Genomic DNA, 12,895 nt, shown 5'->3' with positions numbered 1-12,895 from the left:
CTAGCGGCGCCAGAACTGCGGCGTGAACAGCACCAGCACCGAGAGCAGTTCCAGGCGCCCGAGGAGCATCGCGTAGCTGCAGACCCAGGTCTGAAAATCACTGAGACCCTGGAAGTTGCCAGCCGGGCCCACCTGGCCCAACCCGGGCCCGGTGTTGTTGATGCAGGCGATGGCGGCAGTCACCGCCGTGACCACATCAAGCCCCGACAACAGCAGCAACATGCTCACCGCGATGGTGACGAGGCCGTAGATGAGCATGAAGGCCAGCACCGACTGCATCACCTGCGGCGGCACGGCGGCGCCGCCGAAGGTCACCGGCACCACGGCGCGCGGATGCACGATGCGCGTCAGCTCGCGCAGCGCTTGCTTGTTGATCAGCAGCGCGCGAACCAGCTTGATGCCGCCACCCGTGCTGCCGGCACAGGTGGCAAAGCCGCAAAGCAGCAGCATGAACACGGGCGCGAACATCGGCCACTGCGCGTAGTCGACGGTGGCGAAGCCGGTGGTGGTGGCAATGGAAACCACGTTGAAGGCGGCATGCCGCAGCGCCACGGCAAAGCTGGGATACACGCCCTGCAGCCACAGGAAGACCGCCACCAGCAGCACCGACGCCAGCATCAGCACCAGGTAGACCCGCGCCTCGGCATCGCGCAGCAGCACGCCCAGGCTGCGCGTGCGCCAGACCATGAAGTAGAGCGCGAAGTTGACGCCAGCCAGCAGCATGAAGAACACGGCCACCGCCTCGATGGCAGGCGAGTCGAAGGCGCCGAAGCTGGCGTCGTAGGCCGCCAGCCCGCCCAGGCCCATGGTGCTGCACATGTGCATGAAGGCATCGGCCCAGCCCATGCCGGCGGCGCGAAAGGCCAGCATGCAGGCAATGGCGAGCACGAAGTACACCGCCCACAGACCGCGCGCCGTCTCGGCGATGCGCGGCGTGAGCTTCTGGTCCTTCATCGGACCCGCCGATTCGCTCTTGAACAGCTGTGCCGCGCCCACGCCCAGCAGCGGCAGGATGGCGACCACCAGCACGATGATGCCCAGCCCCCCCAGCAGCACCATGAAGCAGCGCCACACATTGATGGACAGCGGCAAGTGCTCCAGCCCGGTGAGCACGGTGGCGCCGGTGGTCGTCAGGCCGCTCATGGCCTCGAAATAGGCATCGGTGAAACTGAGGCCGGGGATGGCCAGCAGCAGCGGCAGCGCGCCGCAGGCCGGCAGCAGCAGCCAGGTCAGCGTCACCAGCAGGAAGCCGTCGCGCGGCTGCAATTCGCGGCGGAAGCGCCGCGCCGCCAGGCTCATGCCCAGGCCCAGGGCCAGCGTGAGCCCCATCGAGGTGATGAAGGCGCTCTCGGCCGGGTCGTGCGGCACCAGCGCAAAGGCCAGCGGCACGCCCATCAGCAGGCCGAACAATGTGACGATGCGCCCGATCAGCGCGATGACAGGCAGCAGGCCCATCAGAAGAAGGTGGCGCTGACCTGGAACAACCTCTCGACCTCGCGCACCATGCGCTTCCTCGGCACGAACACGATGACGTGGTCGTTGGCCTCGATCACGGTGTCGTGGTGGGCGATGATGACCTCGGGGCGGGCGTCGGCGCCGCCATTCAGGTCTATGCGGCTGCCGTCGCCCCGGTGCAGGCCGCGCACGATGGCGCCCACCTGGGCGCCGGCCGGCAGCCCGACATCGGCAATGCGGCGGCCGGCCATGCGGCAGGTCTTGCGGTCGCCGCGCACGATGGCCTCCATCGCCTCGGCGGCGCCGCGGCGCAGGCTGTGCACCGCCTCGACATCGCCGCGCCGCACATAGGCCAGCAGTTCACCCAGCACGGCGTGGGACGGCGAAATCGCGATGTCGATCTGCGTGCCCTGCACCAGGTCGGCGTAGGCTCGGCGGTTGATCAGCGCCAGCACGCGCCGCGCCCCCAGACGCTTGGCCAGCAGACAGGCCATGATGTTGTCCTCGTCGTCGTTGGTCAGGCCCAGGAAGAGATCCATCTCGCCGATGTTCTCGTCCTCCAGCAGGTCGGCATCGGTGGCGTCGCCCTCCAGCACCAGCACCGCGTGCGGCAACTGGGTGGCCAGGTACTCGCAACGCCCGCGTCCGGGCTCGATGATCTTGACCTGGTAGTCGGGGTGGATCTCGCGCGCCAGGCGCAGGCCGACCTTGCCGCCGCCGGCCAGCATCACCCGGCGCACGGCCTGGGCGCGCTCGCGCAGCGCTTCCAGCACGGCACGGATATGCGCCGTGGCGGCAAGCACGAAGACCTCGTCGCCCGGCTCGATGCGGGTGCCGCCGACCAGATCCGTCAGCGCCTTGTCCTGGCGGTAGATGGCCACGATGCGCATCTGCACGCCGGGCACCAGGCTGGGAATTTCGGCCAGACTGTGGCGCACCAGCGGTCCGCCGCCCACCGCGCGCACCGCGATCAGGCTGACCAGGCCCTGCGCGAACTCGAGCACCTGCAGCGCCTCGGGGTATTCGATCAGCTTGCGGATATAGCTGGTGACGCTCTGCTCGGGGCAGATCACCTTGTCGACGGCAAAGCCCTCGGCGCCGAGCAGCGGGCTGTCGTCCTGGAATTCGGGGCTGCGCACGCGGGCAATGGCCGTGGGCACGTTGAACAGCTGCTTGGCCACTTTGCAGGCCACCAGGTTGGTCTCATCCTGCGGTGCGCAGGCGATGAGCAGGTCGCAGTCGACGATGCCGGCTTCCTGCAACACGCTGGGCTGAATGCCGTTGCCGACCACGCCGCGCAGGTCGAGCCGATCCTGCAACGCGCGCAGGCGTGCCGGGTCGGTATCGATCACGGTGATGTCGTTGCGCTCCGACACCAGGCTTTCGGACACGCTCTCGCCGACGCGGCCGGCTCCCAGGATCATGATCCTCATGGCGCCGGATTATCCGGCGCCACGCCACTCACACCGCGTGCAGAAGCGCGACCAATTGGGCCTGCGAGTGGGTGCCGGTCTTTTCGTACATCTGGCCGACGTGGGTGCGCACGGTGGAGATCTTGACGCCCAGCGCCTCGGCCGCGTGCATGGGGCGCATGCCCTCGCACAGCATCTCTGCCAGGCGCGCCTGGGTGCGCGTGAAGCGGAAGCGCCGCCGCATGGCGTCGCCGCGCGCCTGCACCACGCGCTCGATGGTGGCCAGCACCCAGCAGGCCGTGCCACCCTCGCCGGCGCTCATCGCGCGCAGCTTGATCTGCATCGGCCCGCCACCTTCCATCTCCAGCGGCAGCGCCAGCTCCTGGCCGGCGGACAGCGCCGCGTGCCAGCGCGAGATCGGAACCCAACGCCCGCCCTGGCGCAGCGCGATGCGGCCACCGGCGTCCAGCCACAGGCCGTCGCGGCGCTCGATGCGGCGGGTGGCGGCCGGGTTGGCCTCGAGCACGGCGCCGTCGGCGTCGGTAACGAAGAGCGGCGTCTCAAGGCGCTCGAGCAGGCAGTGGCCGATGGCGGCCAGGCGTTGCGAGCGGGTGGATTGGATGCTTTGGACTTGGCTGTTGGTGTGCATGGCGTTTCTCCCGGACTGTGGTCGAACGGCTGCGTTCGATGGACACATTGGGCCCCGGGAGGGGCGAAACGCGAATGACACCAAGGTATCCCCTGGGCAGGGGAATTCAGGGCCTCAGGCGAGCGCGCGCCCGATCCAGTAGCCAGCCGGCTCGCTGGCTACGCCAGCGCCCGGCCGAACCAGTAGCCAGCCGGCTCGCTGGCTACGCCAGCGCCCGGCCGAACCAGTAGCCAGCCGGCTCGCTGGCTACGCCAGCGCCCGGCCGATTAGGATCTTCTGCACCTCGCTCGTGCCCTCGTAGATCTGGCACACGCGCACGTCGCGGTAGATGCGCTCGACGGGGAAGTCGCTCACATAGCCATAGCCGCCGAAGACCTGGATCGCCCCCGAGCAGACCCGCTCGGCCATTTCGCTGGCGAAGAGCTTGGCCATCGCAGCCTCCTTCAGGCAGGGCCGGCCGGCGTCCTTCAGGCTGGCGGCATGCCAGATCATCTGGCGCGCCACCTCGATCTGCGTCGCCATCTCGGCCAGCTTGAACTGCACCGCCTGGTGCTGGAAGATGGCTTGACCGAAGCTCGTGCGCTCCTTGCTGTAGGCCAGCGCCGCGTCAAACGCAGCGCGCGCCATGCCCACGCTCTGGCTGGCGATGCCAATGCGGCCTCCTTCCAGGCCCGAGAGCGCGATCTTCAGGCCCATGCCCTCGTCGGCCAGGCGGTTGGCGGCCGGCACGCGGCAGTTGTCGAAGTTGATCTGGGCCGTGTCGCTGGCGTGCTGGCCCAGCTTGTCCTCGATGCGCGCCACCGTGTAGCCGGGCGTGGCCGTGGGCACGATGAAGGCGCTGATGCCCTTCTTGCCGGCAGCCTTGTCGGTGACCGCCATCACGATGGCGACATCACCATTCTTGCCACTGGTGATGAACTGCTTGACGCCATTGAGCACGTACTCTTCGCCATCCCGCGTGGCCGTGGTGCGCAGCCCGCCGGCCTCGGAGCCCACATGAGGCTCGGTCAGGCAGAAGGCGCCCAGCATGTCGCCGCGCGCCAGCGGGCGCAGGAAGCGCTGCTGCTGATCGGCATTGCCGAAGGCCATCAGGATGGAGCACACCGGGCAGTTGTTGACGCTGACCACGGTGCTGGTGGCGCCGTCGCCGGCGGCGATTTCTTCCAGGATCAGCGCCAGCGCCAGGTAGTCGAGGCCCGCGCCGTCGAGCTCGGCCGGCACCGCCACGCCATAGCAGCCCAGCGCCGCCAGGCCGGCCAGCTGCGCGGCCGGGAACTGGTGGCTCTTGTCCCAGGCCGCGGCATGCGGAGCGATCTCGGCCTGCACAAAGGTTCGCACGGCATCCTGAACTGCCAGGTGGTCTTCGGAGAGCAGCATCGGGAGGGTCTTTCCATTGCGCCCGGCCTACCAGGCCAGGGGCTTGCCATCGTGGTTGAAGAAGCCGCCGTTGTCGGCCGCAGACAGGCCGGCCAGCGTGCGCCGCATGTCGGCCACGCTGGTGGCCACGTCGAGATCGGCACCGGCGCCGCCCATGTCGGTGCGCACCCAGCCGGGGTGGAAGGCGACGCAGACGGCGCGGCCCTGCAGCACCAGCGAGGCATCCTTGAGCACCGAGTTCAGCGCCGCCTTGGAAGCGCGGTAGAGCCAGCCGGCCGTGCCGCTGCGCAAGCCCACCGAGCCCATGCGCGAGGAAATCACCGCCAGACGTGCGCCCGGCGCCAACACCTCCACCACCTGGGGCAGCACGCGCATCGCACCCAGCACATTGGTGTGCATCACCTCATCGAACTCGGTCTGCGTGGGCGCCTGCAGGCCCTGGGTGCGAGGCCCGTAGACGCCGGCGTTGAGCACCACCGCGTCGAAGGCCTCGCCGTCGATGGGCCAGGCCAGCGCGGCGGCGCCGTCGGCACCGGCGACATCCAGGCGCAGGGCGCGCGCACCCAGCGTCGAGATCTCCGCCAAGCCCTCGTCGCTGCGCGCCGTGGCGGTGACGGCCCAGCCTTCGGCCCGCCACTGGCGCACGAATTCCAGGCCGATGCCCCGCGAGGCACCGACGACCAGTACGCGCTTCATGCCGCCGCCGGTCGCGCGCCCAGAAGGCGCAGCGCCAGGCCCAGGAAGAGCACGCCACCGAAGGCCCCGAGCAACCGCCGCGCCGTGCCCGAGGCCTGCAGCCGCGAAAGGCGCGCCGCCAGCGCCACCAGCGCGAGCAGGAAGACCAGGCCCTGGACCACGAACCAGGCGCCCAGCAGCAGGAAGGACGCGGTCTTCTGCGGCGAGTCCGCCGGCACGAACTGCGGCAGGAAGGCGAGGAAGAAGAAGGCCACCTTGGGATTGAGCACATTGGTGAGCAGGCCGATGCGGAAATCGGCCCAGGCCGTGCGCAGTGGCGGCGCGGTGGCCGCGGCGGGGTCTGCCAACCCCTCGCGCCCTGCCGTCCAGGCCTGGCGCAGCATCACCAGCCCCAGCCAGGCCAGGTAGGCCGCACCGGCCCACTGGATGGCGACAAAGGCCTGAGGATGCATGGCCAGAAGTGCCGCGAGCCCGAAGGCCGCCGCCAGCGCATGAACGACGCAGCCGGCCGCGATGCCGGCCGCCGCCGCCGCGCCGGCGCGCGGGCCGCCCTGCAGCGTGCGCGAGACGGTGAGCACGAAGTCGACCCCGGGCGTGGCGTTGAGCACGAAGACGGCGGTGGCAAAGACCGTTGCCTCGGCCGGTCCGGGCAGCAACGAAGCCAGCGCCGTCACAGCATCTCCACCGCCAGCGCCGTCGCCTCGCCGCCGCCTATGCACAGCGCCGCCACGCCGCGCTTGAGGCCGCGCTTGCGCAGCGCGCCCAGCAGCGTGACGACGATGCGCGCGCCGCTGGCGCCGATGGGGTGGCCGAGGGCGCAGGCGCCGCCGTGGACATTGACGATCTCGTGCGGCAGGCTGAACTCATCCATCGCCGCCATCGTCACCGCCGCGAAGGCCTCGTTGACCTCCCACAGGTCCACCTGGCCGGCCTGCCAGCCGGCCTTGGCCAGCGCCTTCGTGATGGCGCCGGCCGGCGCGGTGGCAAACCACTGCGGCTCCTGCGCATGCACCGCGTGGGCGGCGATGCGGGCAATCGGCTTCAGGCCCAGCTGCGCCGCCGTCCTCTCGCGCACCAGCACCAGGGCCGCGGCGCCGTCGCTGATGCTGCTGGCATTGGCCGCGGTGATGGTGCCGTCCTTCTTGAAGGCGGGCTTGAGGCCGGCGATCTTGTCGAGCTTGGCCTTGAAGGGCTGTTCGTCCCACTTCACCACCGTGGGCCCGGCCTTGCCGGGGAGCGTGACCGGAGCCATTTCCCAGTCGAAGCTGCCGTCTTCATTGGCGAGCTTGGCGCGCGTGGTGCTTGCGATGGCATAGGCATCTTGCGCCTGGCGCGTGAAGCCGTACTTCTCGACGCACTGCTCGGCGAAGGCGCCCATGGCCTTGCCGCGCTCGTAGGCGTCTTCCAGGCCGTCCATCGCCATGTGGTCGAAGAGCTGGGCGGCGCCGTACTTGACGCCTTTGCGCGCGAACACCAGGTGAGGCGCGTTGGTCATGCTTTCCATGCCGCCGGCCACCACCACGCGGGCCGAGCCGGCCAGCAGCATGTCGTGGGCGAACATCGCCGCGCGCATGCCGCTGCCGCACATCTTGGACAGCGTCACGGCACCCGCGCTCTGCGGCAGGCCGGCCTTGAGCACGGCCTGGCGCGCAGGCGCCTGGCCCTGGCCGGCCATCAGGCAGTTGCCCAGCAGCACCTCGTCGACGGCGTCAGGTGCCACGCCGGCGCGCTCGACCGCGGCCTTCACCGCCACGGCGCCCAGTTCCCAGGCCGGCAGCGCGGCGAAGTCTCCGAGCAGGCCGCCGATGGGCGTGCGAGCGGCAGAGACGATGACGATGGATTCGACCATGGTGGGGTTCCTTGCAGGTTGGGAAGTCAGGCGCGCGCCGTGCTGGTGAAACGCTTGCCCGGCTCGTAGGGGAAAACGTCGTGGACGTGGCCGGCCTTGATGCGTTCCTTGTGGCCCTGCCAGAAGGCGGCGTCGAGCAGGTCGGCGTGGTGGGCCATGAAGACCTCGCGCACGCGCGGATTGCCGAGCAGAAAGGGGCCGAAGGTCTCGGGGAACACGTCGCGCGGGCCGACCGAGTACCAGACCTCGCCGCTCATCTCTTCTTCCTCGTTGCGCGGGGCCGGCACGCGGCGGAAGTTGCAGTCGGTGAGGTATTCGATCTCGTCGTAGTCGTAGAACACCACCTTGCCGTGGCGCGTGACGCCGAAGTTCTTCCACAGCATGTCGCCCGGGAAGATATTGGCCGCGACCAGATCCTTGATGGCATTGCCGTACTCGACCACCGCGTGCGCCACCTGCTCGGGGCTGGCCTCCTGCAGGTAGATGTTGAGCGGGATCATGCGGCGCTCGATGTAGAGGTGCTTGATGACCAGGGTGTCACCGTCGACCTCGACCAGGCTGCCGCAGAAGCGCTCGAGCTCGGCCATCAACTCGTCCTCGAAGCGCTGGCGCGGGAAGGCGACGTTGCTGTACTCCAGCGTGTCGGCCATGCGGCCGACGCGGTCGTGCTGCTTGACCAGCAGGTACTTGCCCTTGATCTGCTCGCGCGTGGTTTCCTTCTGCGACGGGTAGAAGTCCTTGATGACCTTGAAGACATAGGGAAACGACGGCAGGTCGAACACCAGCATCACCATACCCTTGATGCCGGGCGCGATGCGGAAGCGGTCGCTGCTGTGGCGCTGGTGGGCCAGGAAGTCGCGGTAGAAGAGGTTCTTGCCGTGCTTCTGCAGGCCCAGGCTGTTGTAGAGCTCGGCGCGCGGCTTGCGCGGCATCAGCCCGCGCAGGAACTGCACGTAGGCCGACGGAATCTCCATGTCGACCATGAAATAGGCGCGCGCATAGCTGAAGATCATCAGCAGTTCGTCTTCACCGAAGAGCGCCGCGTCGATCACCAGGCGGCCGGCGTCGGCCTGCGGCGCCGCGGTGTCGGAGGGCGTGTAGAGGATGGGCAGGGCCAGCGGCGTCTCGGTGAAGCCGTTGATGATCCTGCCCACCAGGTAGGCGCCCTTGTTGCGGTAGAACAGGCTGGCCAGCACCTGGATCTGGAAGTTGGCGCGCGGCCTGAAGCCGCCCAGTTCCGACAGCATGGCCTGCACCACATGGTCGACATCGCGCGGCAGGTCTTCGAAGGCACGCGCGAGGCCGAAGTCGCCGATGATGCGCGTCCAGGTCTCGTGCAGGCTGTCGCGCGTGGGGTAGTAGGCGCGGTAGGTGGGGCGGGTGCCGGGCTCGTCGTTCTCGAGGTATTCGGTGCTCACCGCCGGCCGCACGAAGATGAAATCGTTGTGGAAATAGGCGCGGTGCAGCAGCTTGGCCGTGACCGAGTTGAAGAAGGTTTCGGCCAGCTCGGGCTGGTGGTGGTCGGTGAGCAGGCCGATGTAGTGCAGCTTGGCCTGCTGCCAGCTGTCCATCGAGAGTTCGGCAATGCGGTAGTCGGCGCGCAGCCGCGCCACCGCCTCGTCGACGCGCTGGTCGTAGAACTCGATGCGCTGCGCCTGGGCATGCTGCTGGCCGTGCCAGTCGGCGGCCTCGAAGCGCTGCTGGGCGGCGGCGCTGGTCTCGCGGAACAGGCGGTAATGGCGGTTGAAGCCGTCGAGCAGCGCGCGCGCGATGTCGAAGGCGCGCGTGTCGTTCAGGCGGTGCGGAAACATCCGGCCCGCTTCAGTCGTCTTCGCTCGCGGCCCGCCGCGGGTAGCGCTTGATGGCATCGCCGAAGACGCGCACCACGGCGTCGGGCGACTCCATCGTCACATCCAGATCCTTCAGGCGGCCGTCGCCGACGCCATAGACCCAGCCGTGTACCGCCACCTTCTGGCCGCGCGCCCAGGCGTCCTGCAGCACGGTGGACAGGGCCACGTTGCCGACCTGCTCGATGACATTCATCTCGCACAGGATGTCTTCCTGCTCGGCCGGCGGCAGGTGGTCGATGCGCTTGCGGTGGCGCAGCCGCACGTCCTGCACATGGCGCAGCCAGTTGTCGGCCAGGCCGACGCGGATGCCGTGCAGCGCCGCGCGCACGCCGGCGCAGCCGTAGTGGCCGACGACGATGATGTGCTCGACCTTGAGGTGCTCGACCGCGAACTGGATCGTCGACAGCGCGTTGAGGTCTGAATGCACCACCACATTGGCGACGTTGCGGTGGACGAAGAGCTCGCCGGGCATCAGCCCGACCAGCTCATTGGCCGGCACGCGGCTGTCGGCGCAGCCTATCCACATGTAGCGCGGGCTCTGCTGCTTGGCCAGGCGGGTGAAGAAGCCGGGCTCGCGCTTCTCGGTGGCGTCGGCCCAGGCCTCGTTGCGGGCAAGGAGATCGGGCAGTTCGGGGTGCATTCGGCGGAGCGGCGAAGCCGGATGTTGCGGTGAAGACGAGTTTACGGTCGGGTGTCTGCGGGCCGTGCCTCAGAGGGTTTCCGCGAACAGCTCGCGCCCTATCAGCATGCGGCGGATCTCGCTCGTGCCGGCACCGATCTCGTAGAGCTTGGCGTCGCGCCACAGGCGGCCCAGCGGGTAGTCGTTGATGTAGCCGTTGCCGCCGAAGATCTGGATGCCCTCGCCGGCCATCCAGGTGGCCTTCTCGGCGCACCACAGGATCACGCTGGCGCAATCCTTCCGCACCTGGCGCACATGCTCGGCGCCCAGCAGGTCGAGGTTCTTGCCCACCGTGTAGCAGAAGGCGCGGCCGGCCTGCAGCACGGTGTACATGTCGGCCACCTTGCCCTGGATGAGCTGGAATTCGCCGATGCTCTGGCCGAACTGCCGGCGGTCGTGGATGTAGGGCACGACGTTGTCCATCACCGCCTGCATGATGCCGATGGGCCCGGCGGCGAGCACCGCACGCTCGTAGTCCAGGCCGCTCATCAGCACCTTGGCGCCGCCGTTCAGGTTGCCCAGGATGTTGGCCGCCGGTACCTCGACGTTGTCGAACACCATCTCGCCGGTGTGGCTGCCGCGCATGCCCAGCTTGTCGAGCTTCTGCGCCGTGGAGAAACCCTTCATGCCCTTCTCGACGATGAAGGCGGTGACGCCGCGAGCACCCAGCTCGGGCTCGGTCTTGGCGTAGACCACCATGGTGTCCGCGTCGGGGCCGTTGGTGATCCACATCTTGCTGCCGTTGAGCAGGTAATAGCCGCCCTTGTCTTCGGCCTTGAGCTTCATGCTGATGACGTCGGAGCCGGCGCCGGGCTCGCTCATCGCCAGCGCGCCCACATGCTCGCCGCTGATCAGCCCGGGCAGGTATTTGCGCTTCTGCGCCTCGGAGCCATTGCGCTTGAGCTGGTTGACGCAGAGGTTGCTGTGCGCGCCATAGCTCAGGCCGATGGCGGCGCTGGCGCGGCTGATCTCTTCCATCGCGATCATGTGCGCCAGGTAGCCCATGTTGGCGCCGCCGTATTCCTCGGGCACGGTGATGCCCAGCACGCCCAGCTCGCCCATCTTGCGCCACAGGTGCATGGGGAACTGGTCGCTGCGGTCGGCCTCGGCAGCCAGCGGCGCGATCTCGGCCTGGGCAAAGGCATGCACGGCGTCGCGCAGCGCGTCGATGTCTTCACCGAGCTGGAAGTTCAGGCCGGGCAGGTTCATGGCGTTTGTCTCCTGGTGGGGACCGGTGGGCCCGGTCGCTTTGGTTGACGTTTACGTAAACGTCAATGATAACGGCCCCGGCGCCGGATCGACTGCCTCAGTCAGAGGCCTTGACCGGCCGCGCCGGGCGCGCGCCGCCGGCCAACAGGCTGCGGCAGCGCGCCTCATGCTGGCTGATCTCGGCCAGCGTGACCTCGATGTCCTCGCGTTGCTGCTCGAGCAGGCGCCGATGCTCAGCCAGCACGCCCATGAAGGCCTGCAGCTGCTGCGAGGTGTCTGAGGGCGAGTCGTACATGTCGACCAGCTGCTTGATCTCCTGCAGGCTCAGGCCCAGGCGCTTGCCACGCAGCGTGAGCTTGAGCCGCGTGCGGTCGCGCTGGCCGTAGACGCGGTTGCGGCCGGCGCGCTCGGGCGTGAGCAGGCCCATGTCCTCGTAGAAGCGGATCGCACGCGCCGTGATGTCGAACTCGGCGGCGAGTTCGGTGATGGTGTAGGTGCGCTGCGAGGCGCGGGCGGCGGCGGGCATCGTTGGACTGACGTTAACGTCAACGTAAACCGCGACTATAGAACCACGGCCCGGGCGCCGGCCGGGCGCCGCCGACAATGTGCCATTGGCTTGCCACAAACGGCAGCGGCGGCAGCCAGTTTGAACCTGACTGCCGCCGCATGAAGGCCTTCCTTGCCTGCCGGGGCCGATGCGGGCCCATTCTTTTGCCTGGTGAAGACAGCGTACCGGACCAGTATGGCCGGGGTGGGTCATACGGCGCATACCCCAGATGGTGGATTGCAGGGCATATGCACCCCGTCGAACTAGGGGGGTGGCCCCGCCGTCAATCGAGGACAGGCAGCAACTGGTGGCGCAGGGCGCCGCGCGCCTGCTCGTAGTCGGGCAGGGCCGAGCGCACCACCTCCCAGAAGGCGGCGCTGTGGTTCATCTCGCGCAGATGGGCCAGCTCGTGGGTGACGACGTAGTCGATCACCGGCAGCGCGAAATGCACCAGGCGCCAGTTCAGGCGTATCGAGCCGTCGGCGCTGGCGCTGCCCCAGCGCGTGGCGGCCGAACTGAGCGAGAGCCGCTTCATGCGCACGCCCAGGCGCGCGGTGAAGAGAGTGCAGCGTTCCTCGAAGACGTGGCGGGCCTGGCGCTGCAGCCAGCTCTGCACGGTGTCGCGGATCTGCTCGGCCGCGGCCGTCTGCGGCAGGCCCAGGTGCAGCGTCAGGCGCGGCACGCCGGGCAGCGCGGTGGCGTCGGTGTGCAGCACGGCGCCGGTGGCGCGCGGGTCCAGCACCAGGATCACCGCCTCGCCCAGGAAGGGGATGGTGGCGCCTTCGCGCCATTCGACGCGCGCCGCCGCCAGGCGTGCAGCGCGCTCGCGTTGCTCTTGCAGCTTGCGCAGTATCCAGGCCGACTTCTCTCGCAGCGCCGCCTCGATCTCGGCCACGCCCACCCAGCGCGGCGCGCTCACCGCCAGGCCCTCGGGGCCGACGACGAAACCGATGCTGCGGCGGCGCGAGCGGCGCAGCGCATAGGCGATGCGGTGGCCGTCGACGACCAACTCACGCTGCGGCCGTGGCTGGCGCGGATCGGGCGCGGCCGGCTCGACAAGCGCAGGCGGCACCCGGACTTCGGGCGAAGCGGCCCTGCCCGCAGGCGCCGGCTGGCCTTCGTCGAACAGCGAAAGCTGGGTCGGCAAGGCTGGGTCGGGCGGCGGCATCGGC

At 69.0% G+C, this 12,895-nt stretch carries 12 protein-coding genes; all 12 read right to left on the bottom strand.

Features of this window, described 5'->3' with window-relative positions:
• The 12 genes from JMV16_RS18380 to JMV16_RS18325 all read right to left on the bottom strand — a co-directional run bounded on the left by JMV16_RS18380 (nt 1) and on the right by JMV16_RS18325 (nt 12,891).
• Complete coding sequence (locus JMV16_RS18380; RefSeq protein WP_411565053.1) at nt 1-1,458, bottom strand: TrkH family potassium uptake protein; 1,458 nt, start codon at nt 1,456-1,458, stop codon at nt 1-3.
• The gene (gene trkA / locus JMV16_RS18375; protein ID WP_201495757.1) at nt 1,455-2,888 is read right to left on the bottom strand and encodes a Trk system potassium transporter TrkA; all 1,434 of its coding nucleotides are present in this window, start codon (nt 2,886-2,888) and stop codon (nt 1,455-1,457) included. Before trkA ends, JMV16_RS18380 begins: the two co-directional genes overlap by 4 nt.
• A 28-nt stretch (nt 2,889-2,916) precedes the next feature.
• A complete protein-coding gene (locus JMV16_RS18370; RefSeq protein WP_201495756.1) occupies nt 2,917-3,516 on the bottom strand; it encodes a helix-turn-helix transcriptional regulator in 600 nt (199 codons plus the stop codon).
• 246 nt (nt 3,517-3,762) lie between these two features.
• Nucleotides 3,763-4,893: an acyl-CoA dehydrogenase family protein gene (locus JMV16_RS18365; protein ID WP_201495755.1), complete on the bottom strand. Its 1,131-nt coding sequence runs from the start codon at nt 4,891-4,893 to the stop codon at nt 3,763-3,765.
• 27 nt (nt 4,894-4,920) lie between these two features.
• Nucleotides 4,921-5,589 carry an SDR family oxidoreductase gene (locus JMV16_RS18360; RefSeq protein ID WP_201495754.1) on the bottom strand — a complete coding sequence of 223 codons (669 nt, stop codon included), beginning with the start codon at nt 5,587-5,589 and terminating at the stop codon, nt 4,921-4,923.
• Complete coding sequence (locus JMV16_RS18355; RefSeq protein ID WP_236580600.1) at nt 5,586-6,263, bottom strand: LysE family translocator; 678 nt, start codon at nt 6,261-6,263, stop codon at nt 5,586-5,588. The genes JMV16_RS18360 and JMV16_RS18355 overlap by 4 nt, the downstream gene beginning before the upstream one ends.
• Nucleotides 6,260-7,438 carry an acetyl-CoA C-acyltransferase gene (locus JMV16_RS18350; RefSeq protein ID WP_201495753.1) on the bottom strand — a complete coding sequence of 393 codons (1,179 nt, stop codon included), beginning with the start codon at nt 7,436-7,438 and terminating at the stop codon, nt 6,260-6,262. Before JMV16_RS18350 ends, JMV16_RS18355 begins: the two co-directional genes overlap by 4 nt.
• A gap of 26 nt (nt 7,439-7,464) precedes the next feature.
• The gene (gene aceK, locus JMV16_RS18345; RefSeq protein WP_201495752.1) at nt 7,465-9,249 is read right to left on the bottom strand and encodes a bifunctional isocitrate dehydrogenase kinase/phosphatase; all 1,785 of its coding nucleotides are present in this window, start codon (nt 9,247-9,249) and stop codon (nt 7,465-7,467) included.
• A 10-nt stretch (nt 9,250-9,259) separates the two neighbouring features.
• On the bottom strand, nt 9,260-9,928 hold the full coding sequence (can, locus tag JMV16_RS18340) for a carbonate dehydratase (RefSeq protein WP_201495751.1): 669 nt from the start codon (nt 9,926-9,928) through the stop codon (nt 9,260-9,262).
• A 69-nt stretch (nt 9,929-9,997) separates the two neighbouring features.
• Nucleotides 9,998-11,176: an isovaleryl-CoA dehydrogenase gene (locus JMV16_RS18335; RefSeq protein ID WP_201495750.1), complete on the bottom strand. Its 1,179-nt coding sequence runs from the start codon at nt 11,174-11,176 to the stop codon at nt 9,998-10,000.
• Between the two features lie 97 nt (nt 11,177-11,273).
• Nucleotides 11,274-11,702: a MerR family transcriptional regulator gene (locus tag JMV16_RS18330; protein ID WP_201495749.1), complete on the bottom strand. Its 429-nt coding sequence runs from the start codon at nt 11,700-11,702 to the stop codon at nt 11,274-11,276.
• 304 nt (nt 11,703-12,006) lie between these two features.
• Nucleotides 12,007-12,891 carry a M48 family metallopeptidase gene (locus JMV16_RS18325; protein ID WP_201495748.1) on the bottom strand — a complete coding sequence of 295 codons (885 nt, stop codon included), beginning with the start codon at nt 12,889-12,891 and terminating at the stop codon, nt 12,007-12,009.
• Between the last annotated feature and the right edge of the window lie 4 nt (nt 12,892-12,895).

The sequence above is a fragment of the Rubrivivax sp. A210 genome, assembly GCF_904426505.1.
Classification (GTDB): domain Bacteria; phylum Pseudomonadota; class Gammaproteobacteria; order Burkholderiales; family Burkholderiaceae_C; genus Rubrivivax.
The sequence above is the reverse complement of the archived record's forward strand: the minus strand, read 5'-3'. Positions and strand labels throughout refer to the sequence as shown.